This window comes from Salinibacterium sp. 10G20-15 (assembly GCF_057365065.1).
Genome location: NZ_CP195118.1, coordinates 2,325,727 through 2,351,080, shown reverse-complemented (window position 1 = coordinate 2,351,080; position 25,354 = coordinate 2,325,727). Strand labels below are relative to the sequence as shown.

The 25,354-nt window shown below is 59.7% G+C and carries 20 protein-coding genes and 4 tRNA genes; 8 read left to right on the top strand and 16 right to left on the bottom strand.

The genetic code is table 11. The annotated features are described in order from the left end of the window. Window positions 1-7: 7 nt before the first annotated feature. The 11 genes from ACR3YK_RS11385 to ACR3YK_RS11335 form a co-directional block, all read right to left on the bottom strand. On the bottom strand, window positions 8-766 hold the full coding sequence (locus ACR3YK_RS11385) for a YebC/PmpR family DNA-binding transcriptional regulator (protein ID WP_486176410.1): 759 nt from the start codon (window positions 764-766) through the stop codon (window positions 8-10). 51 nt (window positions 767-817) lie between these two features. Next, window positions 818-1,432 carry a hypothetical protein gene (locus ACR3YK_RS11380; RefSeq protein WP_486174974.1) on the bottom strand — a complete coding sequence of 205 codons (615 nt, stop codon included), beginning with the start codon at window positions 1,430-1,432 and terminating at the stop codon, window positions 818-820. Window positions 1,433-1,450: 18 nt separating this feature from the next. Beyond that, window positions 1,451-2,062 (bottom strand): pyridoxal 5'-phosphate synthase glutaminase subunit PdxT, encoded by a 612-nt coding sequence (gene pdxT, locus ACR3YK_RS11375; protein WP_486174973.1) that lies wholly within the window; start codon window positions 2,060-2,062, stop codon window positions 1,451-1,453. After that, window positions 2,052-2,954 (bottom strand): pyridoxal 5'-phosphate synthase lyase subunit PdxS, encoded by a 903-nt coding sequence (gene pdxS, locus ACR3YK_RS11370; RefSeq protein WP_486174972.1) that lies wholly within the window; start codon window positions 2,952-2,954, stop codon window positions 2,052-2,054. The genes pdxT and pdxS overlap by 11 nt, the downstream gene beginning before the upstream one ends. A gap of 50 nt (window positions 2,955-3,004) precedes the next feature. Further along, window positions 3,005-3,568: an HIT family protein gene (locus tag ACR3YK_RS11365; RefSeq protein WP_486174971.1), complete on the bottom strand. Its 564-nt coding sequence runs from the start codon at window positions 3,566-3,568 to the stop codon at window positions 3,005-3,007. Window positions 3,569-3,571: 3 nt separating this feature from the next. Then, entirely contained in the window at window positions 3,572-5,485 is a 1,914-nt protein-coding gene (thrS, locus tag ACR3YK_RS11360) for a threonine--tRNA ligase (protein WP_486176409.1), read from the bottom strand. Window positions 5,486-5,581: 96 nt separating this feature from the next. Next, window positions 5,582-6,736, bottom strand: coding sequence for a hypothetical protein (locus tag ACR3YK_RS11355; RefSeq protein ID WP_486174970.1), 1,155 nt, complete (start codon window positions 6,734-6,736; stop codon window positions 5,582-5,584). Beyond that, window positions 6,729-8,588, bottom strand: a complete 1,860-nt coding sequence (locus tag ACR3YK_RS11350; protein ID WP_486174969.1) for a glycosyltransferase — start codon at window positions 8,586-8,588, stop codon at window positions 6,729-6,731. The genes ACR3YK_RS11355 and ACR3YK_RS11350 overlap by 8 nt, the downstream gene beginning before the upstream one ends. Before the next feature lie 126 nt (window positions 8,589-8,714). Beyond that, window positions 8,715-8,786, bottom strand: a tRNA-Val gene (locus tag ACR3YK_RS11345). Between the two features lie 65 nt (window positions 8,787-8,851). Further along, window positions 8,852-8,922, bottom strand: a tRNA-Cys gene (locus ACR3YK_RS11340). Between the two features lie 40 nt (window positions 8,923-8,962). Continuing rightward, window positions 8,963-9,034 (bottom strand) — tRNA-Gly (locus tag ACR3YK_RS11335). A 115-nt stretch (window positions 9,035-9,149) separates the two neighbouring features. On the opposite strand from ACR3YK_RS11335, the gene ACR3YK_RS11330 reads away from it, so the two are divergent. Together ACR3YK_RS11330 and ACR3YK_RS11325 are read left to right on the top strand one after the other, a co-directional pair. After that, window positions 9,150-9,225, top strand: a tRNA-Val gene (locus ACR3YK_RS11330). A gap of 77 nt (window positions 9,226-9,302) precedes the next feature. Then, window positions 9,303-10,160: an EI24 domain-containing protein gene (locus tag ACR3YK_RS11325; RefSeq protein ID WP_486174968.1), complete on the top strand. Its 858-nt coding sequence runs from the start codon at window positions 9,303-9,305 to the stop codon at window positions 10,158-10,160. Here ACR3YK_RS11325 and ACR3YK_RS11320 read toward each other — a convergent pair. Together ACR3YK_RS11320 and zapE are read right to left on the bottom strand one after the other, a co-directional pair. After that, a complete protein-coding gene (locus tag ACR3YK_RS11320; protein ID WP_486176408.1) occupies window positions 10,056-10,931 on the bottom strand; it encodes an ammonium transporter family protein in 876 nt (291 codons plus the stop codon). The two genes, ACR3YK_RS11325 and ACR3YK_RS11320, sit on opposite strands and share 105 nt — an antisense overlap. A 292-nt stretch (window positions 10,932-11,223) precedes the next feature. Beyond that, window positions 11,224-12,234, bottom strand: a complete 1,011-nt coding sequence (zapE, locus tag ACR3YK_RS11315; protein WP_486174967.1) for a cell division protein ZapE — start codon at window positions 12,232-12,234, stop codon at window positions 11,224-11,226. A gap of 138 nt (window positions 12,235-12,372) precedes the next feature. Between zapE and ACR3YK_RS11310 the strand changes: the two genes are divergently transcribed. Continuing rightward, window positions 12,373-13,272, top strand: coding sequence for a sulfurtransferase (locus ACR3YK_RS11310; RefSeq protein WP_486174966.1), 900 nt, complete (start codon window positions 12,373-12,375; stop codon window positions 13,270-13,272). A 9-nt stretch (window positions 13,273-13,281) separates the two neighbouring features. Beyond that, complete coding sequence (locus ACR3YK_RS11305; RefSeq protein WP_100388894.1) at window positions 13,282-13,719, top strand: SufE family protein; 438 nt, start codon at window positions 13,282-13,284, stop codon at window positions 13,717-13,719. 76 nt (window positions 13,720-13,795) lie between these two features. On the opposite strand, the gene ACR3YK_RS11300 is transcribed toward ACR3YK_RS11305, so the two are convergent. Then, window positions 13,796-14,992, bottom strand: a complete 1,197-nt coding sequence (locus tag ACR3YK_RS11300) for an alpha/beta hydrolase family protein (RefSeq protein WP_486174965.1) — start codon at window positions 14,990-14,992, stop codon at window positions 13,796-13,798. A gap of 79 nt (window positions 14,993-15,071) precedes the next feature. Here ACR3YK_RS11300 and ACR3YK_RS11295 point away from each other — a divergent pair, with 79 nt between their 5' ends. The 4 genes from ACR3YK_RS11295 (at window position 15,072) to ACR3YK_RS11280 (ending at window position 20,320) form a co-directional block, all read left to right on the top strand. Beyond that, entirely contained in the window at window positions 15,072-15,668 is a 597-nt protein-coding gene (locus ACR3YK_RS11295) for a DUF3000 domain-containing protein (protein WP_486174964.1), read from the top strand. Continuing rightward, complete coding sequence (locus tag ACR3YK_RS11290) at window positions 15,661-16,920, top strand: HRDC domain-containing protein (RefSeq protein WP_486174963.1); 1,260 nt, start codon at window positions 15,661-15,663, stop codon at window positions 16,918-16,920. The genes ACR3YK_RS11295 and ACR3YK_RS11290 overlap by 8 nt, the downstream gene beginning before the upstream one ends. A gap of 77 nt (window positions 16,921-16,997) precedes the next feature. After that, a complete protein-coding gene (locus ACR3YK_RS11285; RefSeq protein WP_486174962.1) occupies window positions 16,998-18,194 on the top strand; it encodes a thiolase family protein in 1,197 nt (398 codons plus the stop codon). 2 nt (window positions 18,195-18,196) lie between these two features. Continuing rightward, window positions 18,197-20,320: a 3-hydroxyacyl-CoA dehydrogenase NAD-binding domain-containing protein gene (locus ACR3YK_RS11280; protein WP_486174961.1), complete on the top strand. Its 2,124-nt coding sequence runs from the start codon at window positions 18,197-18,199 to the stop codon at window positions 20,318-20,320. A gap of 106 nt (window positions 20,321-20,426) precedes the next feature. Here the strand turns inward: ACR3YK_RS11280 and dxs are convergent, their stop codons facing one another. Next, window positions 20,427-22,373 (bottom strand): 1-deoxy-D-xylulose-5-phosphate synthase, encoded by a 1,947-nt coding sequence (gene dxs / locus ACR3YK_RS11275; protein WP_486174960.1) that lies wholly within the window; start codon window positions 22,371-22,373, stop codon window positions 20,427-20,429. Window positions 22,374-22,516: 143 nt separating this feature from the next. Continuing rightward, window positions 22,517-25,333 (bottom strand): aconitate hydratase AcnA, encoded by a 2,817-nt coding sequence (gene acnA / locus ACR3YK_RS11270; protein WP_486174959.1) that lies wholly within the window; start codon window positions 25,331-25,333, stop codon window positions 22,517-22,519. Between the last annotated feature and the right edge of the window lie 21 nt (window positions 25,334-25,354).

The window sequence follows — 25,354 nt, the reverse complement described above, 5'->3', positions numbered from 1 at the left end:
TCATCGACTAGTCCTCGTCGAGTTCGGCTTGCACCTCGGGGCTGATTTCAAAGTTGGAGTAAATGTTCTGAACGTCGTCAGACTCTTCGAGCGCATCGATCAGCTTGAAAACCTTACGTGCAGTATCAGCGTCGACTTCGACCTTGAGGTTGGGCACGAACTCCGCTTCAGACGAGTCGTAGTCGATACCAGCCGCTTGCAGTGCCTCACGTGACTGAACAAGGTGTGCGGTGTCAGTGATGACCTCGAAGCCCGCGCCTTGATCCTTAACTTCTTCCGCGCCGGCATCGAGCACCGCCATTAAAATGTCATCTTCAGTGACCTCGTCGGTTTTGGCGATCGAGATGACACCCTTGCGTTCAAAGTTGTAGGCGACGCTGCCTGGGTCGGCTAGTGAGCCGCCATTGCGGCTCATGATTGTGCGAACATCTGCCGCAGCGCGGTTCTTGTTGTCTGTCAAACACTCCACCATGAGAGCCACACCGTTCGGCCCATAACCCTCGTACATGATGTTCAAATACTCGACAGCATCGCCGAGCTGGCCTGAACCACGCTTGACTGCGCGGTCTATGTTGTCATTGGGGACGGACGTTTTCTTGGCTTTCTGGATGGCATCGACCAGGGTTGGATTGCCTGCCAAGTCGGCACCACCAATTTTGGCGGCCACCTCAATATTCTTGATCAGTTTCGCGAATGACTTCGCTCGGCGAGAGTCGATAATCGCCTTCTTGTGCTTGGTAGTTGCCCATTTAGAATGCCCTGACATAAGGGACATTCTAACGCGTCCGAAGCTCGCTGGACTGCGCGAATCCCCGCGCTAGCGTTCTTCGAGCGAACTGCGGAGCCCCAATTTCGCCAAGTGCAATTGTGTTAGTCGCGCCACAGTCGCGCTATTTCCCGCTCGCCACTCCGCGGCCGGGGCCTCCGAAACCCGCGCTAGTTCCGTCATATTGAGCGTTGCGAGCGCCCGGAGCGCCAACAGATCGGCCCCACCGGGCGTTGCCAAGAGCCGCTTCGCTTCGCCGGCCCGTATAGCAAATCGGATGCGCGGCAGCAGCCAAACGAGAAGGATAAATACCACCGGCACAATTCCGATAAACAAGCCGACCGCCGTGGCAGCAGCTTCGACCGAAGCTTGCTGACTCTGCCCCGCCGATTCCAACGCTGCACCGGCTTCACTCGCACCATCGAACGGAGCCCGGATGCCCGCTCCAATCAGTGGTACCGCGCCGAGTGCGTCGCCCAGTTCGACCATCGTCGATTCGAATCCTGCCCCCGCCTCCTGCATCTGAACGCCAAGTTGCTGAAAGGCAGCAATGAGCTGGTACACCCACACCCCGAGTGCAATCCACACCGCGATGAACCCGAGGGAAATCACGTCAGCGATGATTTGACGAGTTCGACGGGAGGGCTGGTCCGCATACAGTTGCATTCCCTCATGATGCAGGATCTACTGCGTGGCGCGGACTCGACGCACGAAGTACTCGTGAAATCGTGTATCACCCGTAATTTCGGGATGAAAGGACGTGCCGAGCAGGCCGCCCTGTTCTACCGCGACAATTCGGCCGTCATCCAACGTTGCGAGAGCTCGAGCCCGAGCGCCGACGCTTTCGACCACCGGAGCGCGGATGAACACGGCGTGCACGGGGTTCTCCCCTAGTTCTGGGATGCTCAAATCGGTTTCGAAGGAATCAGTCTGAGAACCGAATGCATTGCGGCGAACAATCACATCGAGGCCACCGAACGACTGCTGACCTTCGATCGAATCTTCAACTGTATCCGCCAGCATGATGAGCCCGGCACAGGTTCCGTAGACAGGAAGCCCCGCGTGGATAGCTGCGCGAATGGGCTCGAAAAGACCATAGAGCCGCGAAAGTTTGTCGATCACGCTCGACTCGCCGCCAGGAATAATGAGAGCGGCAATGTGCTCCAGCTGCTCGGGAGATTTGACCGCTACAGCGGTTTCTCCGAGTTGCTGGAGCACCTGCAGGTGCTCGCGAAAATCACCCTGAAGAGCAAGAACCCCAATGGGCAGCTGATCGACGGAAGAGTTACCAGCCACGCTCGGCGAGGCGGTGCGGGGCGGCAAGGTCAGAAACGTTGATGCCCACCATGGCCTCGCCTAGACCACGCGAGGTCTCAGCGATCACGCTGGGGTCGTCGAAGAAGGTCGTTGCCTTCACGATCGCTGCGGCGCGCTGCGCCGGGTTGCCCGACTTGAAGATTCCCGAACCGACAAAGACACCATCGGCGCCAAGCTGCATCATCAGCGCGGCATCAGCCGGAGTCGCTACTCCACCAGCGGTGAAGAGAACGACGGGGAGTTTGCCGCTCTGCGCTACTTCGCGAACGAGTTCGTACGGTGCCTGCAGTTCCTTCGCAGCAACATACAATTCGTCGACCGACTTCGAGCGAAGCTCGTTGATCTGACCGTTGATGGTACGGATGTGCTTGGTTGCCTCAGAAACGTCGCCGGTGCCTGCTTCACCTTTCGAGCGAATCATCGCAGCGCCCTCGGTGATGCGTCGAAGCGCCTCGCCCAGGTTGGTTGCACCACACACGAAGGGAACGTCAAAGTTCCACTTGTCGATGTGGTTCACATAGTCGGCGGGGCTCAAGACTTCGGACTCGTCGATGTAGTCGACCTTGAGAGCCTGAAGAACCTGGGCTTCGACGAAGTGACCGATACGAGCTTTCGCCATGACAGGGATCGAGACTGCGCTAATGATCCCGTCAATGAGGTCTGGATCACTCATGCGAGCGACTCCACCCTGCGAACGGATGTCAGCAGGAACGCGCTCAAGAGCCATAACGGCAACGGCGCCGGCATCCTCCGCGATCTTTGCTTGCTCAGCGTTGACGACATCCATGATGACGCCGCCCTTGAGCATTTCTGCCAGTCCGCGCTTAACACGGCTCGTGCCCGATTCGTTGGATGAAGTGTTCTCGCTCATAGCTTCAACGCTAAGACCGAAGCCACCAAAAGAATGCAGCCAATTTGAAATCAGTGGTTCGCAGGCCACGCCTTCGCGAGTTCATCCCGAACCTCACCCAGCAGCCGCGGAATCGCCTTGGTGCCCGCCACGATCGGGAAGAAGTTGGAGTCTGTGGCCCACCGCGGCACAACATGCTGGTGCAAGTGATTGGCGACGCCCGCCCCAGCCAACGCGCCCTGATTCATACCAATGTTGAAGCCGTGAGCTTTGGAGGTCTCGCGCAGCACTCGCATGGCGGACTGTGTAAGAGAGGCGATCTCAGCGGTCTCCTCGTCAGTCGCCTCGTCGTAGAGCGGCACGTGGCGGTACGGGCAGACCAGAAGGTGGCCGCTGTTATACGGAAACAGGTTCAGTAGCACGTAGGCGTGGGTCCCGCGCGCAACGATGAGCGCCTTCTCATCGTCAAGCGTGGGCGCCACGCAGAACGGGCAGTCGTCTTTATCCGGTTGCGTCTGATCCGTGATGTACGCGATGCGATGCGGCGTCCACAAACGCTGAAAAGCGTCGGGCACCGCGGCGAAGTCAGAACTCGACTCCCCCGCGGGCACCTCAGAACCGTCATAGTCGTGCACGAACTAAACCTGCGCTCGCGTCGCGATGGCGTCAGTGATGCGGGCAACTGCATCCGCAATCGGGATGCCGTTCTCTTGGGTTCCGTCACGGAAACGGAAGCTGACTGAACCCGCAGCCTGATCCTGTTCTCCGGCAATGAGCTGGAACGGGATTTTCGACTTGGTGTGCGTACGAATCTTCTTCTGCATACGCTCGCTCGAGGCATCCATTTCGGCACGCACGCCGAGGGCCTTGAGCTGGTCGATGACGCCGCCCAAGTACTCTTCGTACGCTTCCGCAACCGGGATGCCGACAACTTGAACAGGTGACAGCCAAACGGGGAAGGCACCGGCATAGTGCTCGGTGAGAACGCCAAAGAAACGTTCGATCGATCCGAAGAGCGCACGATGGATCATCACAGGGCGTTGGCGCGAACCATCCGCCGCTGTGTACTCCAGATCGAATCGATCCGGCAGGTTGAAGTCGAGCTGAACGGTCGACATCTGCCACGTGCGGCCGATGGCATCGCGCGCCTGAACCGAAATCTTGGGGCCGTAAAACGCGGCCCCGCCCGGGTCAGGAACGAGCTCAAGGCCTGACTCCTCAGCGACCTCAGCGAGAGTTCGCGTCGCTTCATCCCAGATCTCATCATCGCCGACATACTTCTCGGGGTCCTTGGTGGAAAGCTCAAGGTAAAAGTCGGTCAAACCGTAGTCGCGCAACAGCGAGAGAACAAAGTTGAGCGTGTTGGTGAGCTCCTGCTTCATCCCCTCCTTCGTGGTGAAGATGTGCGCGTCGTCCATGGTCAGACCACGAACGCGCGTGAGGCCGTGAATAACACCCGACTTCTCGTTGCGGTAGACGGTGCCGAATTCGAACAGACGCATCGGCAGATCACGGTACGAACGACCACTCGACCGGTAGATCAGGATGTGCATCGGGCAGTTCATGGGTTTGAGATAGTAGTCAGCACCTTGGCGCGTGATTTCGCCCTCGTCGTTGCGAGCCTCATCGAGGTGCATCGGCGGGAACATGCCGTCTTTGTACCAGCCCAGATGGCCCGAGGTCTCGAACAGTGCCTCTTTGGTGATGTGAGGGGTGTTGACGAAGGAATAGCCCTCTTGAGCGTGGCGCTTGCGCGAGTAATCTTCCATCTCGTGACGGATGATGCCGCCCTTGGGGTGGAATACCGCGAGGCCAGAACCGATTTCGTCAGGGAACGAGAACAGGTCGAGTTCGGCGCCCAACTTGCGATGGTCGCGCTTGAGTGCCTCTTCTTGACGCGCTTGGTAGGCACGCAACTCGTCCTTGGTCGGCCACGCCGTTCCGTACACGCGCTGAAGCTGCTTGTTCTTTTCCGAGCCGCGCCAATAGGCGGCAGCAGTGCGCGTGAGCGACCATCCGTTGCCGATCATGCGGGTGCTGGGAAGGTGCGGGCCACGGCACAGGTCTTTCCAGTAAACCTCGCCCGTTTTGCCATCGACATTGTCGTAAATGGTTAGCTCGGCGCCACCAACCTCGACGGACTCGTTGTCGCCATCCACTTCGCTGTCATCGACAGAGCCCTTGAGGCCGATCAGTTCAAGCTTGTAGGGCTCGTCAGCAAGCTCGGCACGAGCCTCGGCCTCAGTCACGACACGACGCTGAAAACGCTGGCCCTGGCGGATGATGCGGTCCATCGCCTTGGTGATGGCCTTGAGATCTTCCGGGGTAAACGGCTCCTCGACGTCGAAGTCGTAGTAGAAACCATCGATAACGGGCGGGCCAATACCGAGCTTAGCCTGCGGGTTGATCGACTGGATAGCCTGAGCCGCGACGTGGGCGGCCGAGTGACGAAGGATATTGAGTCCATCGGGCGAGTCGATAGTGACAGCCTCGACCTCATCCGTGTCAGTTACTGTCGCGGCGAGATCTTTCAACTCACCGTTGACGCGCATAGCGACGACGTTGCGGTCGGTAAATAGCTCAAATCCAGTGTTACTCACACGACAACTTTAGCGGCGTTCGCGGCGACCCCGTGTCATCCGTCGCCGCTATCCAGCAAAGATCTGACTGAGCCACTGAGCAAAGACAGTGCTAGTGAGTGCGGTGGCCCAACCGACGGCGAGTTGGAAGATGCCGACAAGGGCAATCATCACGGTACCCCTGGCCGTACGCGCGGTCGGGATGAGAGCGATCGCGAGAAGAGTCATTGCCATGAAAATGTTTCCAGTCGAGCCACTGGGAAGTAACCCGAGCGCGAATCCAACGACGAAAGCAGCAAACACGAGCGTCGAGATGATGATCGCGCCCGGCCGACGCACTATCAGGGCGACCATCCACGCGCTCACGAGCGGCGCGATCACGATCATGCCCTCGATTGTGGAGAAAAACTCTCCCGCGAGATTCAGACGGTCAGTAAACCCGGTGAACGCTGTCGTAGTGGCACCGGCGAACGGACGCCCCAAAAAGATCGAATTCAAAGCGGCTAAAGAGAACAATGCCGATGCGGCAGGAAAGAGAATGACGAGCGCATTTGCCCGGCGGGCACCCACAACGCCAGCGCGACGGTGCCGCAGGAACGGCGCGGACAGGGCTGCTGCCGTGACGTAAACAAGGGCTGTGATGTCGGTGAGAACCGCGACCATGAAGTAGATTCCCGTACGGAAACCAGACTCCGTATTTCCCCAGGTGACGAAACGCACGATATGCGAGAGCCCTAGGCCGAAAAGCAAGAGACCTAAGAATGCCGCATAGTTTTGTGTCGCGTTGTAAAAGAAGAGCGGGTTGAGGGCGAGCGCCATCATCAGGATCACGATGGTTGAGCGGGCGAAACGTCGCTGAACCATAATCTCGATGAGCTTTTGGAGAAAGATGCCCGCGCTGAGCGCCCCGATGATCGAAAGGGTGAGCGCGCCACCGGGAACGAAACCGGCAAGCAGCGTGCTGATGGGCGGGAAGATCTCCCCCAGCCACTGAGCATCCGCTCGGTCCCAGTCAATTTGCGTAGCGCGGTCTACGAGAGTGGCATTCGGAGAGTCAGCCGCCCCCAACATGAAAACAACGAGTGCGAAGGCCACGTAGGGCAGCGCGAACACGCCGCGGAGCAGCCACCGTCTAGGGGTACGGCGCGGCCACGCATCGAGGCGCGTGCGCGGCGGTCGCGTCGCGATTCGAAGCGCCCGGGTAGTGGTCGACGACTCACTCATGGTTGGACTGGCTCGTCAGGCCATGCTCCGTCTTCTCCCAGTAATGCGGTTTGGTGACGAGTTGCCACAGTGCCTTGTACGACGCTATCGAATGCAGAACCCAATACAGCGGGTTGAGTAGCGCCCACGGCACCAGCGCGAAAGTGCCCCGCTTGTACGGGCCCATCATCGACAGATAAACCATGACTGAACTTCCAATCACGAAGTTGAGGAAGCAAACCCAAAGCAACCACACTGGGAAAAACTGAGCGACAAACTCAGTGGGCAGTGCCAATGACAGAACGGTAAGAATGTAGAAGGGCAGCACGCCCAAGAAGGTCGCCGGGGTTCCTGCAATCAGGAGAACAAAACTGCAGAAACGCCAGAATCCGATCTGGCGCATCAGCGCGCGCGGGCGCCGTGCATGGACCAAAGTCGTCTGCATATATCCCTTGATCCAGCGGCTGCGTTGCCGGATGAAGTTGGGGATCGACTTGTTCGCTTCCTCCATAGTCGCCGAGTTGACGACTCCCACGCGATACCCGAGCGCACTGGCGCGGATTCCCAGGTCGGCATCCTCTGTCACGTTGTAGGGATCCCAACCTCCCAAATCCTTAAGAGCCGCAGTGCGGAAGTGGTTAGACGTGCCGCCGAGTGGGATAGGCAAATCCAGCGAATCTAATCCCGAGAGCATGTAGTCAAACCAATAGCCGTATTCGAGCGAGAACATCCGAGTGAGCAGGTTCTCGCTGGCATTGAAGTAGTTCAGGGCGGCCTGGACACAGACGGTCTTTTCACCACCGCGCTGGAAAGAGATGTACGCCTTCTTCAGCTGATCGGGTTCAGGCGTATCTTCCGCATCGAAAATGACGAGGTAGTCCCCCGTGGCGAAAAAGAGTCCCACATTGCAGGCGCGCGGTTTAGTCTGCGGATGCCCAGCCGGAATCGTGATGATCTGAAAATAATCGGGAGGAGAACTCGCCTCGAACGCGGCTCTCGTTTCGTCGTCGGATTCCTCGATGAGTACAAAAACTTCGAGCCGGCTTTTCGGCCAATCGATATCGCCTAGGTTCTTCACGAGCTGCGCGACAATATTTGCCTCTTTGAAGACCGGTACAAGCACGGTGTACCGCGGCAACTCATCGTCATCGAGTGCATCGACCTCACCTTGTGAGACTCGTTCGACGAGGTCGAAGCGCGCACCGCGCAGCGAAATGAAGAACTTGAAGGCAGTGCCCGCGAGAAAGACGAGACTAGTGATGGCTATCAGCGCGATGACGGTCGCGGCTGGCCACAATACGAGCCCGATTACGAACACGAACACGAGGATAACGAGGCCCACCTTTTGTCCTCGCGAGGCCACAGTTCGGGCAGAGAGCACCGGATTTCTCTTCCACAGCTCATTCGCGGCTTGATCGGCAATGGCCGGGCCGAAGACATCCAGGATCGCGTGCCAGATCTGAGCGGATGTTGCCGCTACAAACACCACATCTCGACCAAGCGTCGTCGCTATGTGGCCGCGACGTTCATCGTCAGGAACACGAGCCGTCGCGACGAGAGCACGACCGTCGGTGAGTTCACGCAGGGGCATCCAGTTCTCGGCGATGTATAACTGCCCGCGCCACTGGCGCGCGAATTCCCCATCGACCTCCTCCATCTGGGCTCGTTCGATACCCCACGCGCGTGAAATCACATCGACCAGCGCAGCATCGTTGAGATAACCGCGACTCGCCAAAGTTTGATCGATGTGAACACCGGAGCGCGACTTCACGTCTCGCGCCTCTGCGATCTGCGCGGGTGTCGCCAGCCCCTCGTCAAGCAATAGCCTGACGAAGGCCTCGCTTTGTTTCGACGGCGTGCGAGTTTTCCCCATGCGCCCATATTCGCGCATGTGCGACATTCAGAGGAGAGCCACGCTGGAGAGCGAACCGCTACGCTCGCGAGAATCAGCTTTCGTCTGGTAAAAAGCAGAAGCCCCGGCGAACCGGGGCTTCATCTGTGAGCGATACTGGGATCGAACCAGCGACCTCTTCCGTGTCAGGGAAGCGCGCTACCGCTGCGCCAATCGCTCATGCTATTTACTTAGAAAAACCTAGTTGCAAACGCCAACCGGCGAACCGGCGAACACTCACTACGAGGTGGAGACGGGATTTGAACCCGCGTATACGGCTTTGCAGGCCGCTGCCTCGCCTCTCGGCCACTCCACCGCACATGAAAAGTGCCGGCGAGGCTGACACTTCTCATTCGAGCGGATGACGAGATTCGAACTCGCGACCCTAACCTTGGCAAGGTTATGCGCTACCACTGCGCCACATCCGCATTTGCAAGCTATTCGGTTCCCCGTTTTCGCGTGCTAGATGACTGTATACGAAGAGTGCGCGAAGTTCCAATTCGGCCGCGAGCGTGTCGTCGAGATATGCAAAGATTGCAGTGCGGGCGATTGGCGCAGTTGGTAGCGCGCTTCCTTCACACGGAAGAGGTCATCGGTTCGAGTCCGGTATCGCCCACCAAGTTCTCTCTTCATTTACGGCTGAAATCCCCGGACTATAGAGGCTATCCTCGGCGATCTGCCCGATAGCCTTGAGGAATGTCAGCTCCCTCTCCACGTCGCGCATCTGTATTGCGAGAATTTTTCTCGGGCGTCGGGTTTCTTTTTCGCGGATTTCGAATATGGATCACCGCCCCTCGGTTGATGTTGCTGGGAATGATCCCTGCCGCCATCGTCGGCATCGCCGCGATTGCCGTGCTCGTTGCCTTGATCGTCAACATTGAGGCCATCGCCGTATCAATTACTCCTTTCGCCCGCGAATGGGGTGAAGTCGCGCAGGCTGCCACTCACTTCGGGGCGGGGCTGGCTCTCATCGTGGCGAGCATCCTCATCATTGTGAACACATACACCACGGTCACCTTGATGGTGGGCGACTCGTTTTACCGATTGATCGCCACGCACGTGGACGCCGTGCACGGTGCTCCCCCGGAACAACAGCCTCAAGGCTTCTGGCGCGACCTCCGTCGTGGAATCGGGGAAGGACTGCGGGTATTGATCCCCACCGTGGGACTCGCTGTCCTCGTATTCGCATTGGGATTCATCCCCGTTGCGGGAGGAGTCATCGCCGCCACAGCCGGAGCGCTGCTGGGTGGATGGTTGCTGGTGGTCGAGCTCAGCAACATCCCGTTCGAGTCCCGTGGATTCCACCTCACGGCTCGGCGACGCGCGCTGCGAGCGTCACGCGCGCGAGCTCTCGGGCTAGGAGCTGCGACGTACGTGGTCTTCTTGATCCCCTTCGGGGCCGTACTCGCTATGCCCTCCGCGGTTGCCGGTGCGACACTGTTGACGCGTTCAGTTCTTGGCGAGGATGCGCGGCTCAACGACCTCGGTACGACGACCGACACGACCCAAGAGCCACCACACGAGCGACGAGACAATAAACGCAAAGGCCGCTGACGCGAGCACACTCTGAAGCTGCTGTTCGAAGATAAAAGTTTGACCGGTGAAGAGGAACCCCGAGCCTGTAGCCAACACTCCGAGCGATACGACGCCGATGCTCCCACCAATGAGGTGGGTGTTGACCAGAAACCGAAGTTGGTTCCCTAAAGGCGAGCCTTTGCGCACGGTGAATGCGCACGCGACGGCGCCCGCAATAAAGCCAGCGACGGCCGCGGACACCGGAGTGAACAACGGTGCGCCAGCAGAGACCGCGATGAGACCGCTGATGAGACCGCCGGCCAGCGATCTCAACCTGATTGTGCCGTGATTGATCAGCTGCACAATGCACCACCCCAGCGCGCCAAAGCTCGCGCTTACGGCCCCGTTCGCCAGGATGAGGCCCACCACGTCGTCGAAGGCGAACTCGGCGCCCACAAGCCATGCCAGCCACGCCAGCACGGTCAGAGCGAGCGCGGCGATGCCAACGGGAACAGGAACGGACTTACGGGCGCCACGGATGAGAGAACGTCGCTCCACGACGAGCACTGCGAGCATGCTGGCGCCCACCGCGACGCTCATGACCAAAGCACCACCATGATCGATCGGGCTCAGGCCTAGCGGTGTCGTCGCTCCGAAAGGCTCAAACGTGCGCACCGCGATGGGGACATACACGGCAGTGCCCCACACACAGCTATAGAAGAGGCTCCGCCATAACGGCGCGCCAGAACTTCGTGACACCAACGTGACGAGGAAACAGCAGACCGCGCCTAGAGCGGCGAGCGAAGGCATCATGACCTCGCGGACGTTGACGGACAACGCCGGGACTAGCACCAGCCAGGCAATCGCGCCCGGAGCGGCGCAAGCTAGCGAGGTGAGTGTTAGCGCTGTCCATGTCGCGGAGGGCAAGGTGCTCGCGTACAGAACCATGAGCGCCGCCAACAATAGGAATAGCGCGACCGCCCCAAAGCTTGCCGCTGTGAATTCTGCCGTCACTGTTGCCCTCCCCGCACCAGTTTCGTGCCCGATCGGCCCCTACACAACACTCAAGCCACAATTGTTCGAGTGCTTCTCAGTAATCGAATCAGGCTGCGTTAGAAGTCAGAGCGATAAGCCGCGACACCGCGCGAAGATACTTCTTGCTGTAACCACCCGCAAGCATGTCATCGGGGAACACCGCATCCAGCGCAGTGCCATCGGCGTAGATGGCAACTTGTGCGTCATAAAGCCGGTCAACAAAGGCCACGAAACGCAGCGCGTCGGTTTGGTTAGCGAATTCGTGCACACCGGTAAGCCCAACTGCGTCAATCCCCTCGATCAACTTCACATACCGCGAGGGGTGAACTCCAGCGAGATGCTTGAGCAGCTCGTCGAAGGAATCGAGTGTTGTCACACCGGTCGCTGTCGAAATAGCTGCCGCCGCATCCGGAACCGCGACGGCGTGGGCTCCTGTGTCGCGGCGACGGTAGTCGAGCCCGTCAATACGGATGGTCTCGAACTTCGCCGCGAGCGAGTCGATTTCGCGCAAGAAGTCTTGAGCTGCAAAGCGCCCTTCACCGAGGGCATTAGGTGGAGTATTGGATGTCGCAGCAATTTTGGTGCCCGAAGCGACCAGCTCAGATAGCAAGCGAGAAATCAACCGGGTATCGCCGGGATCGTCGAGTTCGAATTCATCGATGCACACCAAAGACGCCCCCTTGAGCAACTGCACAGCAGGCGCGTACCCCACGGCCCCGACGAGCGCCGTGTACTCAATGAACGTTCCGAAGTACTTTCGTCCGGCCATCTGGTGCCATAGCGCCGCGAGCAAATGAGTCTTGCCCACGCCAAATCCACCGTCGAGATAAACCCCAGGTTTTGCTGCAGGAGTCTTTTTGCGAGAGAACAACCCTCCGGACTTGGCGCCGGCGACGAAATGCCGCATGGCTGCGACTGCGGCGCCCTGCGAAGGGTAGTCACGATCAGGACGATATGAATCTAAGGTCGCGCCGGTGAACTGGCGCGGCGGCACAAGTTCGGCGAGCATCTGCGCTCCGGTCAACGACGGGATACGATCGACTAGACGCTCAGGAGTCGTAGGCGCAGTAGCGCTCATTCTCAGCCTCGGTTATTTTTCGCAGTGTTACGGCAACGCGGTGTAATCAGCGGCGAATGCGTAATTTCTTGGGCAAGGGACCCATCAAGCTTAGTTTGAAGCCCGCGCCAGTTTTTCCACCCACAATCGGAGGTAGTTATGACTATCGAACGCGACCCAGCCCCCCAATTTGCTGAGTTCTCTCACCCTGAACGCTTGGTGTCTGCTCAGTGGGTTGAAGAACACCTCGGCGAACCCGGACTCGTTGTCGTCGAATCCGACGAAGACGTACTTCTGTACGAAACGGGTCACATCCGCGGCGCCGTCAAGATCGACTGGCACACAGACCTCAACGACCCGGTCACCCGCGACTACATCGACGGCGAAGGCTTCGCTAAGCTCATGTCCCGCAGCGGCATCTCGCGTGACAGCACCGTCGTAATTTACGGTGACAAGACCAACTGGTGGGCTGCCTACGCGCTGTGGGTTTTCACGCTCTTCGGTCACGAAGACGTCCGCCTCATGGATGGTGGCCGCGCAAAGTGGGAGGCCGACGGCCGCGAGTACACCCTCGAAGTTCCCACCCCGACCCCGACTGAGTACCCCATCGTTGAACGCTCCGACTCGGTGATTCGCGCGTTCCGCGATGACGTGCTCGCCCACCTCGGTAACCCGCTGATCGACGTCCGTTCACCGGAAGAGTACAGCGGTGCGCGCACAACGGTTCCCGGCTACCCCGAAGAAGGCGCACTTCGCGCCGGCCACATCCCTAGCGCACAGAGCGTGCCGTGGTCGAAGGCTGTCGCTGAAGACGGCACGTTCCGCCCGCTCAGCGAGCTGAACACCATCTACCGCGAGGGTGCGGGCTTGAAGGATGGCGACGACATCGTCGCCTACTGCCGCATCGGTGAGCGCTCGAGTCACACCTGGTTCGTTCTCAACTACCTCATGGGCTTCCCGAACGTGCGCAACTACGACGGATCGTGGACCGAGTGGGGTTCCCTCGTACGGGTTCCGATCGCTCTCGGCACTGAGCCGGGTGACGTTCCTTCCCGTTAGACTGATGCAGTGAGTGAGCAGCAGATCCCCAGCCAGTTAGCCGAAATTCGAGACGACTTTCTTGGCTTCGAGCTGAGGGATCGGCTGCAGCTTCTGCTGGAGTTCGCCAATGAACTTCCGGAGCTGCCGGCGCGCTACGCCGACCATCCCGACCTCTTCGAACGGGTGGAGGAGTGCCAGTCCCCCGTTTTCATCTTCATTGAAGTCGAGAACGACATCGTTCACATGTTTGCTACAGCGCCAGCTGAGGCTCCCACGACGCGAGGTTTCGCGTCCATCTTGGTACAGGGCCTCTCCGGCCTCAGCAGTGCCGAAGTGCTCGAGTTGTCGGATGACTTTCCGCAGACCCTCGGTCTCTCTCAAGCTGTCAGCCCTCTCAGGCTGCGCGGCATGACCGGCATGCTAGCGCGCGCCAAGCGACAGATCCGGCTAAAGACCGCGGTCTAAGAGCAGCAGCGTAGGTGCCTGTGTGCGCCACAATCGAGGCGCCTCGACCGTCGGGTCGACCCGGCCGACGTCGCAGCTAGTCAACGGATGCCGCATCCGCACCGAGCTGCGCCGCTAGCCAGACTCGAATCGCGGTCAGCCACCGATCGCTGTCGTAGTTCCACAGGCGAGTGTGGCCTGCCGTATCGAACTCTTCGTAGGTGACGATGTCGGGTCGAGCTTCCGCCAGCGCGCGAGACGGCTCTACGGGCACATAGCCGTCGTCTTCGCTGTGCATCAACAAGATGGGGCGATCAAGCTCATCCGCACGGTTGACGAAGTTCATCTCGGCGATATCGAGTGGGCCCTCCATGCCGACGAGCAACGGAGCTTTGTCGCTGTTCAATACGAACTGGGCTGCTCGTTGCACCGGGGTAGGAATGCGATTGAGGTCGCCGTGCAGCTCCATCGTCGGCCCCCAGGCGATTACCGGTGAATCGAGAACGAGCCCGATGATCGTGTCGCGGTTGCTCGAACGGATCAATGTGTGAAGGGCGGTTGCCCCACCCATTGACCACCCCATGAGGATGATTCGTTCGGCGCCTGCCGCGAGAGCGTAAGAAATCGCTGCGTCAACGTCTCGGTATTCCGTCGAACCCAAGCCGTAGCGACCGTCGGACGAGCTAGGGGCTTCTGTGTCGTTGCGGTACGACACGGCAAGGGAGGTAACGCCGGCAGCGTGGAACTCGCCCAAAGCTCGAACCGTTTCGGGGCGTTGCACGCCGCGGCCGTGAATGTGGATGGCCCACGTCGCCGCAGGACGCGCCGCAGGAACCAGCCACGCGGGTGCTGGCCCCAACTCTGTGGGAACCATCACCTCGGAGTACTCGAGTCCGAGTCCAGCCGGCGTGACGTAGAACCACCCACTAGTGCGAGCGTTATCGCCCGGCTGCGGCACGCCCTTCTCTACCTCAATCAGTTCGCGGGCCACCCATTGAGCACCCTGCGAAACCACCGGACCAATTCGCGCGAGTCCGGAGTTGTCTGCGAACCACAGGCTGAAGCGACCGGGAGCCCGGCTTTCCGCCGACGATGACAACACAATCGTCGACTCTCCCACGGCGAGTACACGCAAGGTGCTGTCAGCGATCCCCGGCGGGGTCACGATTTTGCGCGCAAAATAGACCGATAGCGCAGCTCCGCCGACCAAGGCGATTCCTGCTACGGCGACAACAGCAACCGCAACTCCACCAACGACCTTGGCAGCGACGCTGAGCTGAGAAGATACCGGCATCCTAAAACCTCCATCGTGTAGCCGTCAGAGCGCGGCGTGCCTTACTAGCGATTGTTCAGCTAAAGCCTAATCTTCTGACGTGCCTGAATCGCCAGCTGGACCAACGCCGCCCGCGATCTTTGCGTCTGCGGTCGAGTCTCTCCGCGCGGCCAGTCTTCGCCCCGAACTCGCAATCACTGAGATTTCGGCGCCGACTCAGATCGCACCATGGTCATTCGCCCTTGCTGCGGATGTCACTCCCAGCCGCCACGGTGAGGATTCTGACCTTGGCACAGGCCGCTTCGTTCTGTTGTATGACCCCGAGTCGCCCGACGCATGGGAGGGCGAGTTCAGGATCATCTGCTTCGCCCAGGCACCGCTCGAACCTGACATCGGAGTCGATGAGTTTCTGAGCTCGGTCACCTGGTCGTGGCTCGTCGACGCGCTTGATAGCCGCGGAGCGAAGTATGACCAGGTTTCCGGCACTGCTACTCGCATCCTCTCGACAGGATTCGGCGAACTTGAGTCACAGCCCGACGGCGCGCAGATCGAACTTCGAGCCTCGTGGAGCCCTCAAGATCTCGATATCGCATCGCATGTGGAAGGCTGGAGCGAGTTAGTCTGCATGCTTGCCGGACTTCCGCCCACGATTGAAGGAGTCACCATGTTGTCGGCCCGTAGAGCTGGGCGTGAGTAGCGCCCCCGAGAGTGCAGCCCCTGAGGGCCAGTCGCACGCTGCAACCCAAGCCCCTCACGCTCCCGTGGACGTCATTGACGATCGGGACGAATACCTTGCTGCCGTCGATGCGATCGCTTCCGGTCACGGCCCCATCGGTATCGACGCCGAGCGCGCTAGCGGCTACCGCTACTCTCAGCGCGCGTATCTCATTCAGATCTTTCGACGTGGCGCTGGCACTTTTCTCTTTGACCCGCCCGCCATTGGTGACTTCAGCGAACTGAACGATGTCATCGCAGAAGAAGAGTGGATCCTGCACGCGGCCACTCAAGACCTCACGTGTTTGCGCGAGGTTGGCCTCAATCCCACTCGCCTCTTTGACACGGAGCTCGGGGCTCGAATCGCGGGTCTTCCCCGCGTCGGTCTCGGAACGGTCGTCGAGCACTTACTGGGCATTCACCTTGCGAAGGAACATTCCTCGGCAGACTGGTCAACCCGCCCGCTTCCACAGTCGTGGCTCGTGTACGCCGCGCTGGATGTCGAGCTTCTCGTCGATCTTCGCGAAGAGCTTGGTGCGCTGCTCGATAAGGACGGCAAGGGCGAGATCGCCCGTCAAGAGTTCGAATCGGTCTTGGGACGCGATCTCAGCAATGTACGAGCCGAACCATGGCGCCGGTTGAGCGGAGTTCACTCGATTCGCGGCGGCAAGAACTTAGCCGTGGCACGTGAGCTCTGGCTCGCTCGCGATGCGTACGCGCAAGAAGTCGACACGGCCCCTGGTCGTCTCGTGCCCGACTCAGCGCTGCTCGCAGCCGCAAAGGTCCTCCCCGAGTCGAAGCGACAGCTGTCGAGTTTGAAAGAGTTCCGCGGGCGCGCAAGCCGCACCCAGATTGACCGCTGGTGGGATGCCATCCAGGCGGGGCTTGCATCGACCGACATTCCTGCCTCGCGCGTAGCTAGCGACACGCTGCCTCCCCCGCGAGTCTGGTCGGACAAGAATCCCGAAGCGGATCGTCGCTTAAAGGCTGCTCGCGCGCTCATGACCGAGTTCTCCGAAGAGATGTCAATTCCTATCGAGAACTTATTGACGCCCGACTACCTGCGCCGAGTTGCGTGGAACCCGCCCGCAGAAATCTCCACGGAGAGCATTTCTGAAGCCCTCATCGCGCTCGGAGCACGTCAATGGCAACTTGACGTATCTGCACAGTCAATTGCGCAAGCCTTTGTGGAAGCCGACCAAACGCTTGAGGACTCCGTCGATACCGAGTCGTAGGAACAATCAAAGGATTCCTAACCTTAAACTCGGCCACTTATGATCAGTGCTACATCCAAGGATTTAGTGGAGGCATTGTGGCCGAGAAAACCGAGATTGTGTTCGTAGATGGAGTCCGTACTCCATTTGGACGTGCCGGCGAGAAGGGCATGTTCTGGAATACCAGAGCTGATGACCTCGTCGTCAAGGCGATGATCGGACTTCTGGAGCGTAACCCCCAGATTCCGAAGGAACGTTTTGATGAAGTTGCCATCGCGGCAACCACTCAAACTGGAGATCAAGGTTTGACGATCGGCCGCAGTGCGGCTCTTCTCGCCGGACTCCCCCAATCAGTTCCCGGATATGCCATCGACCGCATGTGTGCTGGTGCGATGACCGCCGTCACCAACGTGGCTGGCGGAATCGCTTTCGGTGCCTACGATTTGGCGATCGCTGGCGGCGTTGAGCACATGGGGCATCACCCCATGGGCTCTGGCGTAGACCCAAACCCTCGATTCCTCGCAGAAAAGCTGGTTGACCCTGAAGCCCTCAACATGGGCAACACCGCCGAGAAGCTTCACGACCGGTTTCCGCACCTCACGAAGGCCCGCGCCGACGCATTCGCGCTGCGCAGCCAACAGCGTGCCGCGGCCGCGTACGAAGCCAACAACATCCAGCCCGACTTGATCTCTGTAGCGACGAAGAGCGAGTCCGGCTGGGGTTTGGCTACGCGCGATGAAGGGCTTCGCCCGGAAACGACTCTTGAGGGCCTTGCCGGTCTCAAGACGCCCTTCCGCCCGCACGGCCGCATCACGGCCGGCAACGCCTCGGGGCTCAACGACGGAGCAACCGCCAGCATCATCGCCAGCGGCGACACGGCTCGTGAACTCGGCCTCAAGCCCAAGATGCGCATGGTGAGCTTCGCCTACGCCGGCGTGGAACCCGAAATCATGGGTATTGGTCCCATCCCCTCAACCGAGAAGGCGCTCCGTAAGGCTGGTCTCACGATCGACAACATCGGCCTCTTCGAATTGAACGAAGCGTTCGCTGTCCAAGTGCTCTCGTTGCTCGACCATTACGGCATCGATGACGACGACCCCCGCGTCAACCAGTGGGGTGGAGCCATCGCAATGGGACACCCGCTCGCATCATCCGGTGTCCGTCTCATGATCCAACTCGCCGCACAGTTCGAACAGCACCCCGAGGTGCGTTACGGCCTGACCGCCATGTGTGTCGGCCTCGGTCAAGGTGGATCCGTTATCTGGGAGAACCCCAACTACAAGGGAGCAAAGTAACAATGACCCAGCAATTTGCACGTCTTGCTGATCTGGCCAAAGACGAAGTAGTCACCCACTCCTACGTGCGCGACGTTCCGCTCTCGGCGGGCCGCACACTTGCCCTCATCACGCTCGACAACGGCAAGGACCACACCCGTCCGAATACGCTTGGCCCTGCCACTCTTCTCGAGTTCGCCAAGGTTCTCGATGAGCAAAAGGAACGCGCCACCGCTGGCGAGATTCACGGCCTCGCCGTCACCGGAAAGCCCTTCATCTTCGCTGCGGGCGCCGATCTTTCAAAGGTCAGCGAAATCCCTGACCGCGAAACGGGGAAGAAGATGGCCGAACTTGGTCACTGGGCGCTCGGCAAACTCAGCGACTTGGGTGTTCCCTCCTTCGTGTTCATTAATGGTCTCGCTTTGGGCGGTGGCGTCGAGATTCCCCTCAACGCCGACTACCGTACGATCGACAGCTCGGTTCCCGCGCTTGCGCTGCCCGAAGTCTTCCTCGGGCTCATTCCAGGTTGGGGTGGAGCGTGGTTGCTCCCCAATCTCATCGGCATCGAGAATGCTCTCAAGGTCGTCATCGAGAACCCGCTCAAGAACAACCGGATGCTCAAGGGTCCCGAAGCGTTCGAGCTGGGCATCGCCGACGCCATGTTTGGCCCCGCCAACTTCCTCGAAGACTCCATTCGCTGGGCAGATGGTGTCATCGCTGGCACCACGAAGGTCAAGCGCAAGAATGAGCCGGGCAAGATCGAACGCACGGTGAAGTGGGATGTGGCTATCGGTATCGCCGAGAAGATGCTCGCAAACCGCATTGGTCGCGTCGCCAAGTCGCCCTACACTGCGCTTGCACTTCTCAAGGCCGCCAAGAACACTGACAAGAAGACCGGTTTCGAGGCCGAGGACAACGCTCTTGCCGACATGATCTCGGGTGACCAGTTCCAGGCCAGCATCTACGCCTTCAACCTCGTGCAGAAGCGCGCAAAGCGCCCCGCGGGAGCTCCCGATAAAGAGCTTGCCCGCAAGGTAACGAAGGTCGGTGTTATCGGTGCCGGCCTCATGGCTCGCCAGTTTGCGCTGCTCTTCGTTCGCCGCCTTCAGGTGCCGGTTGTCATCACTGATCTTGATCAGGCCGCAACCGACGCCGGAGTCGCCGCGATTCATGCGGAGATCGACAAGCTCCACGAGAAGGGCCGCCTCTCTTCTGACGACACGAACCGCCTCAAGGCGCTCGTGACGGGAACCACGAACAAGGCTGACTTCGCTGACTGCGATTGGGTTATCGAAGCGATCTACGAAGAACTCGGTGCTAAGCAGTCGGTCTTCGCGGAGGTCGAGCAGTACATCTCCGAAGAGGCTATTTTGGCCACGAATACCTCGTCACTTTCTGTCGAGCAGATCGGCGCCAAACTGAAGCACCCGGAGCGTGTTGTGGGATTCCACTTCTTCAACCCGGTGGCCGTCATGCCGTTGATCGAGGTCGTCAAGACGCCTCACACCAACGACGAAACCCTCTCCACCGCAATGGTGACTGCGAAGAACCTACGCAAGAATGCCGTCATCACGACAGACACTCCTGGCTTCGTAGTGAACCGCATCCTCGCGAAGGTTCTCGGCGAAGCGATGCACGCAGTGGACACCGGAACTCCTTTCGAGGTCGTCGAAGAGTCCACCCGTCCGTTCGGTCTTCCGATGACACCGTTCGAGCTGCTCGAACTCGTCGGGCTCAAGGTCGGCGCCCACGTTCTGGACACACATCATGCGGCGTTCCCCGAGCGCTTCTTTGAGAGCAAGAACCTCCACAAGCTCGCGGAACTTGGCTACATCTTCGACCGTGACAGCAAGGGCAAGTCAAAGGGCGTCTCCAAGAAGGCTGTCGAGATCGTCAAGGGCGGCAACTCGCCGATGACAGCGGAAGAACTTCAGATCCGCATCGAAGATGGTCTCGCCGACGAAATTCATCGGATGCTGGAAGACGGCGTTGTGGCTGCGGCAGAAGACATCGACCTCTGCCTCATTCTCGGGGCGGGCTACCCGTTCCAGATGGGTGGAGTCACGCCCTACCTCGACCGCGCAGGAGCGTCGGAGCGAGCATTCGGCAGCACCTTCCACGACCCGCGCATCCGCGGCGTTCAGTAGGCACGCACCCCTACCGATATAACGACCGAGGCCCTGTTCAGAAAGAATCTGAACAGGGCCTCGAGTCGTTAAGTTTCCACACGGCGTAACCCGCGCGGCGCCGTGGCTAGCTGCGTTCGGCGGGAAGCCGATACTCATCGGAGTCGCTCTTAGCCAGCGGCCGAGCAATCGGGATCTTGCTGCCGAGCACTTGGGCGACAACGTCGCGAGCAATGTGCTGGGGGGTCAAGCCCACCTGATCAAGGATGTAGTCCCGGCTGCCGTGTTCGAGGAAGGTGTCCGGCAGTCCCAGCTCGTTCACCGCGGTGTCGACGCCATGGGCACGCATGTCCTGACGAATGCGCGTTCCGATGCCGCCCACGCGCACACCGTCTTCAAGCGTGATTACGATGCGGTGATCTGCGGCGAAATCGATGACACTCCGGGGAACGGGAACCACCCAGCGAGGGTCGATTACGGTCGCACCGATTCCTTGGGCTGCGAGAAGCTCTGCAACCTGCAGTCCAGTCTTGGCCATCGATCCCACCGTCACGATGAGAACATCGCGCTGCTCGTCTTCGCGAAGCACATCCACACCGTCGTCGGTGCGACGAAGCGCATCGTACTCGGTCCCTACGGTGCCTTTAGCGAAGCGAATGACGGTTGGTGCATCGTCGACCGCAACGGCCTCGCCGAGCTCCTCACGCAGGCGTGCAGCGTCTCTGGGAGCCGCAATACGGATGTTCGGGACGACCTGCAGTAGTGCGAGATCCCACATGCCGTGATGGCTTGCGCCGTCGGGGCCGGTGACCCCCGCCCGATCAAGCACGAAGGTGACGCCCGCGCGGTGAAGCGCGACATCCATCAGCACCTGGTCGAAAGCGCGATTGACGAACGTGGCGTAGAGCGCCACAACCGGGTGAAGTCCGCCGAACGCGAGTCCTGCCGCCGATGTGACCGCGTGTTGTTCAGCGATGCCGACGTCGTGAACCCGCGCCGGATACTTTTCAGCGAAGCGATGAAGGCCTGTGGGGCGCAGCATGGCAGCAGTGATTCCCACGAGACGCGGGTTGGCATCCGCCAGCTTCACGATTTCTTCGGAGAAGACCGAGGTCCACGATGCAGCGCCGCCCGTTTCGATCGGCTCCCCCGTCGCCGGATCAATCTGACCGACGGCGTGAAACTGATCGGCAACATCGGCCAAGGCAGGCTGGTAGCCGCGGCCCTTCTCGGTAATCGCATGAACGATCACCGGAGCGCCATACGACTTAGCCTGCTCGAGCGTCTCGACGAGCGCGCCGACGTCGTGGCCGTGCACAGGGCCCAAGTACTTGATGTCCAGATTGGAGTAGAGAGCTTCGTTGTTGCTAAAGCGCGAAAGGAACCCGTGTGCGCCGCCACGGATGCCGCGATATAGCGCTCTTCCCGGCCCGCCAAAGGTGCCGAAGAATTTCTCGCTCGATCCATGCAGCGAGCGGTAGGAGCGTCGGGTGCGCACGCTGTTAAGAAAGTGCGCCATTCCTCCGATGGTAGGAGCATACGACCGCCCATTGTCGTTGACGACAATGACCAGATTGCGACTGTTGTCGTCGCTGATGTTGTTGAGCGCTTCCCACGTCATCCCGCCCGTGAGGGCCCCGTCGCCGACAACTGCGACCACGTGACGGTCGCCCTGGCCGGTCATCTCAAACGCGCGGGAAATTCCGTCGGCCCACGAGAGCGAACTCGAGGCGTGGGAGCTCTCTACGATGTCGTGCTCTGATTCTGAACGTTGCGGGTAACCCGCGAGGCCACCCTGCGAACGTAGTTTCGTGAAGTCTTTGCGCCCCGTCAGGATCTTGTGAACGTAGCTTTGGTGCCCGGTGTCGAACACCACAGCATCTCGCGGTGAGTCAAAGACACGATGAATAGCCGTAGTGAGCTCGACAACCCCGAGATTGGGTCCGAGATGGCCGCCCGTTCGCGACACGTTTTCGATCAAGAACTCGCGGATCTCTTGCGATAGCTGAGTGAGTTGCTGGGTAGAGAGACCGTCTAGATCTCGGGGACCATTGATTCCCTCGAGTATGTTCATACGTTCAGTCTAGGCTCCTTCAATTGCCCTGTGAACAAATGTGCATGAGGTTCTGAGCCGACCCTCAGTCTTCTCTAGCAACGCAAAAAGCGCGCGGGGAGAGTATAAATGCTCTTCCCGCGCGCCCTTTGCGCACGCGCTAGTTAGACCAGCGAACGCAGAACGTACTGAAGGATTCCACCGTTGCGGTAGTAGTCAGCCTCACCGGGAGTGTCGATGCGAAGCTTCGCATCGAACTCGATGGTTGCCTTGCCCTCGGGCGAGTGCGCAGTTGGCTCCGCTACGACGTGCAGCGTGCTGGGGATGCGGTCGTCGTTGAGTTCCTCGACACCAGTGATGCTGATGCTCTCGGTACCGTCGAGTCCCAGCGTCTCCCAGCTCTGCCCCTCAGGGAACTGGAGCGGAAGAACACCCATTCCGATGAGGTTGGAGCGGTGAATGCGCTCGAAGCTCTCACAGATGACAGCCTTCACGCCGAGCAAGCTCGTGCCCTTGGCAGCCCAGTCACGCGATGAACCGGAACCGTACTCCTTGCCGCCGAGAACGACGAGCGGAGTTTCCTGCGCTGCGTAGTTCTGAGCCGCGTCGTAGATGAACGACTGTGCGGCATCCGGCGTGGTGAAGTCGCGAGTGTAACCACCCTCAACGCCATCGAGGAGCTGGTTCTTGAGGCGGATGTTGGCGAAGGTTCCACGGATCATTACTTCGTGATTTCCACGGCGCGATCCGTAAGAGTTGAAGTCCTTACGGTCGATGCCGTGCTCTGCGAGGTAGATACCAGCGGGGCTGTCGCCCTTGATCGACCCGGCAGGGCTGATGTGGTCGGTCGTAACCGAGTCGCCCAGCTTGGCCAGAACGCGAGCACCGGAAATCGAGCTCACCGGCGTGATCTCCATCGTCATGCCCTCGAAGTATGGGGGCTTGCGCACGTAGGTCGACTCGTCATCCCACTCAAAAGTGGAACCCGTCGGCGTCGGAAGGTTCTGCCAGCGTTCGTCACCGTCGAAGACACCGGCGTATTCGTGAGCGAACATGTCACGGTCAATCGACGAGTCGATCGTGGCCTGAACCTCAGCAGCGTCGGGCCAGATGTCCTTCAAGAAGACGTCATTGCCGTCGTGGTCTTGACCAAGAGCATCGGTGTCGAAGTCGAAGTTCATCGAACCCGCGAGAGCGTAGGCAATAACAAGCGGCGGGCTCGCGAGATAGTTCATCTTTACGTCGGGGTTGATGCGACCCTCGAAGTTGCGGTTTCCCGAAAGAACCGCAGTGACCGCGAGATCGTTCTCATTGATCGCAGCGGAGATTTCATCCTCCAGAGGACCCGAGTTGCCGATACACGTCGTGCAGCCGTAGCCAACGGTGTAGAAACCGAGAGCTTCAAGCGACTCGTCGAGACCCGACTTAGCGTAGTAGTCAGTGACCACTTTGGAACCGGGAGCCAGGGTCGTCTTGACCCACGGCTTCGACTTGAGGCCCTTCGCCGCTGCATTGCGAGCCAGCAAGCCTGCAGCGAGCATCACCGACGGGTTCGACGTGTTGGTGCACGAGGTAATCGCTGCGATAGCAACGGCACCGTGGTCGAGAGTGAAGGGGTCTCCGCCATCGACGCTCACCGAGGTCGGCTGCGATGCAGTCGACGGAGCATGACTGGAGTGCGTGTGGGAACGTTCGTGAGCCGAATCTTCATCCTGCGGGGTGAGACCCACCGGGTCGGATGCCGGGAAGGTTCCTTCAACAGCAGCGTCGACCCTGGAGTGGTCCATGGAAGCATAATTGTTCAGGTCGATCTCGAACTGGCTCTTCGCGCTCGTGAGCTCGATGCGGTCCTGGGGACGCTTGGGGCCGGCGATCGACGGGACAACAGTGGCGAGGTCGAGCTCGAGGTACTCGCTGTAGTTCGGCTCAACGCTCGGGTCGTGCCAGAGCGACTGAAGCTTCGCGTACGCCTCGACTAGCGCCACCTGATCTTCGCTGCGACCAGTCAGACGCAGGTAGTCAAGCGTGACATCGTCAACGGGGAACATTGCCGCCGTCGACCCAAATTCTGGGCTCATGTTTCCGATGGTGGCGCGGTTGGCGAGCGGCACTGCCCCCACACCCTCACCGTAGAACTCAACGAACTTGCCGACAACGCCGTGCTCGCGCAGCATCTGCGTGATCGTCAGCACAACGTCGGTAGCGGTGACGCCAGCCGGAATCTCGCCGTTGAGCTTGAAGCCAACGACCTTGGGGATGAGCATCGATACAGGCTGTCCGAGCATTGCTGCCTCGGCTTCAATACCGCCGACGCCCCACCCAAGAACACCGAGGCCGTTGACCATCGTGGTGTGCGAGTCAGTGCCGACGAGAGTGTCAGGGAAGGCGCGATTTTTGCCGTCAACTTCACGCGTGTATGTGACACGGGCAAGGTGCTCAATGTTTACTTGGTGAACGATTCCTGTTCCGGGAGGGACAACCTTGAAGTCATCGAATGCCGTCTGGCCCCAACGAAGGAACTGGTAGCGCTCACCATTGCGCTGGTATTCAAGCTCGACGTTGCGTTCGAGAGCATTTTCGGAACCGAAGAGGTCTGCGATGACCGAGTGGTCGATTACGAGTTCCGCAGGGGCTAGCGGGTTGATCTTGGTGGGGTCTCCACCGAGCTCAGCGACGGCCTCGCGCATGGTCGCGAGGTCAACGATGCACGGAACACCCGTGAAGTCCTGCATCACCACACGGGCGGGGGTGAACTGGATTTCGGTGTCGGGGTCTGCGCTGGGCACCCATGATCCGAGAGACTCGATTTGCGACTTCGTGACGTTCTTTCCGTCTTCGGTGCGCAGGAGGTTTTCGAGCAAAACCTTGAGGCTAAACGGTAGCTTTTCGTATCCCGCTACCTTGTCGATGCGGAACACTTCATAGTCGGCTGAACCGACTGTGAGGGTGTCTTTCGACCCAAAACTATTGACTGTCGACACTGTCATCTCCCTTGCTACGGT

Excerpts from the sequence above, each read along its gene's own strand:
- dxs (WP_486174960.1), bottom strand. The coding sequence starts at position 22,373 with ATGAACATACTCGAGGGAATCAATGGTCCCCGAGATCTAGACGGTCTC.
- thrS (WP_486176409.1), bottom strand. The coding sequence starts at position 5,485 with ATGCGCGTCAACGGTGAGTTGAAAGATCTCGCCGCGACAGTAACTGAC.
- ACR3YK_RS11320 (WP_486176408.1), bottom strand. The coding sequence starts at position 10,931 with ATGCCTTCGCTCGCCGCTCTAGGCGCGGTCTGCTGTTTCCTCGTCACG.
- ACR3YK_RS11350 (WP_486174969.1), bottom strand. The coding sequence starts at position 8,588 with ATGGGGAAAACTCGCACGCCGTCGAAACAAAGCGAGGCCTTCGTCAGG.
- ACR3YK_RS11380 (WP_486174974.1), bottom strand. The coding sequence starts at position 1,432 with ATGCAACTGTATGCGGACCAGCCCTCCCGTCGAACTCGTCAAATCATC.
- ACR3YK_RS11280 (WP_486174961.1), top strand. The coding sequence starts at position 18,197 with ATGACCCAGCAATTTGCACGTCTTGCTGATCTGGCCAAAGACGAAGTA.
- pdxS (WP_486174972.1), bottom strand. The coding sequence starts at position 2,954 with ATGAGCGAGAACACTTCATCCAACGAATCGGGCACGAGCCGTGTTAAG.
- ACR3YK_RS11325 (WP_486174968.1), top strand. The coding sequence starts at position 9,303 with ATGTCAGCTCCCTCTCCACGTCGCGCATCTGTATTGCGAGAATTTTTC.
- ACR3YK_RS11355 (WP_486174970.1), bottom strand. The coding sequence starts at position 6,736 with ATGAGTGAGTCGTCGACCACTACCCGGGCGCTTCGAATCGCGACGCGA.
- ACR3YK_RS11385 (WP_486176410.1), bottom strand. The coding sequence starts at position 766 with ATGTCAGGGCATTCTAAATGGGCAACTACCAAGCACAAGAAGGCGATT.
- zapE (WP_486174967.1), bottom strand. The coding sequence starts at position 12,234 with ATGAGCGCTACTGCGCCTACGACTCCTGAGCGTCTAGTCGATCGTATC.
- ACR3YK_RS11310 (WP_486174966.1), top strand. The coding sequence starts at position 12,373 with ATGACTATCGAACGCGACCCAGCCCCCCAATTTGCTGAGTTCTCTCAC.
- ACR3YK_RS11300 (WP_486174965.1), bottom strand. The coding sequence starts at position 14,992 with ATGCCGGTATCTTCTCAGCTCAGCGTCGCTGCCAAGGTCGTTGGTGGA.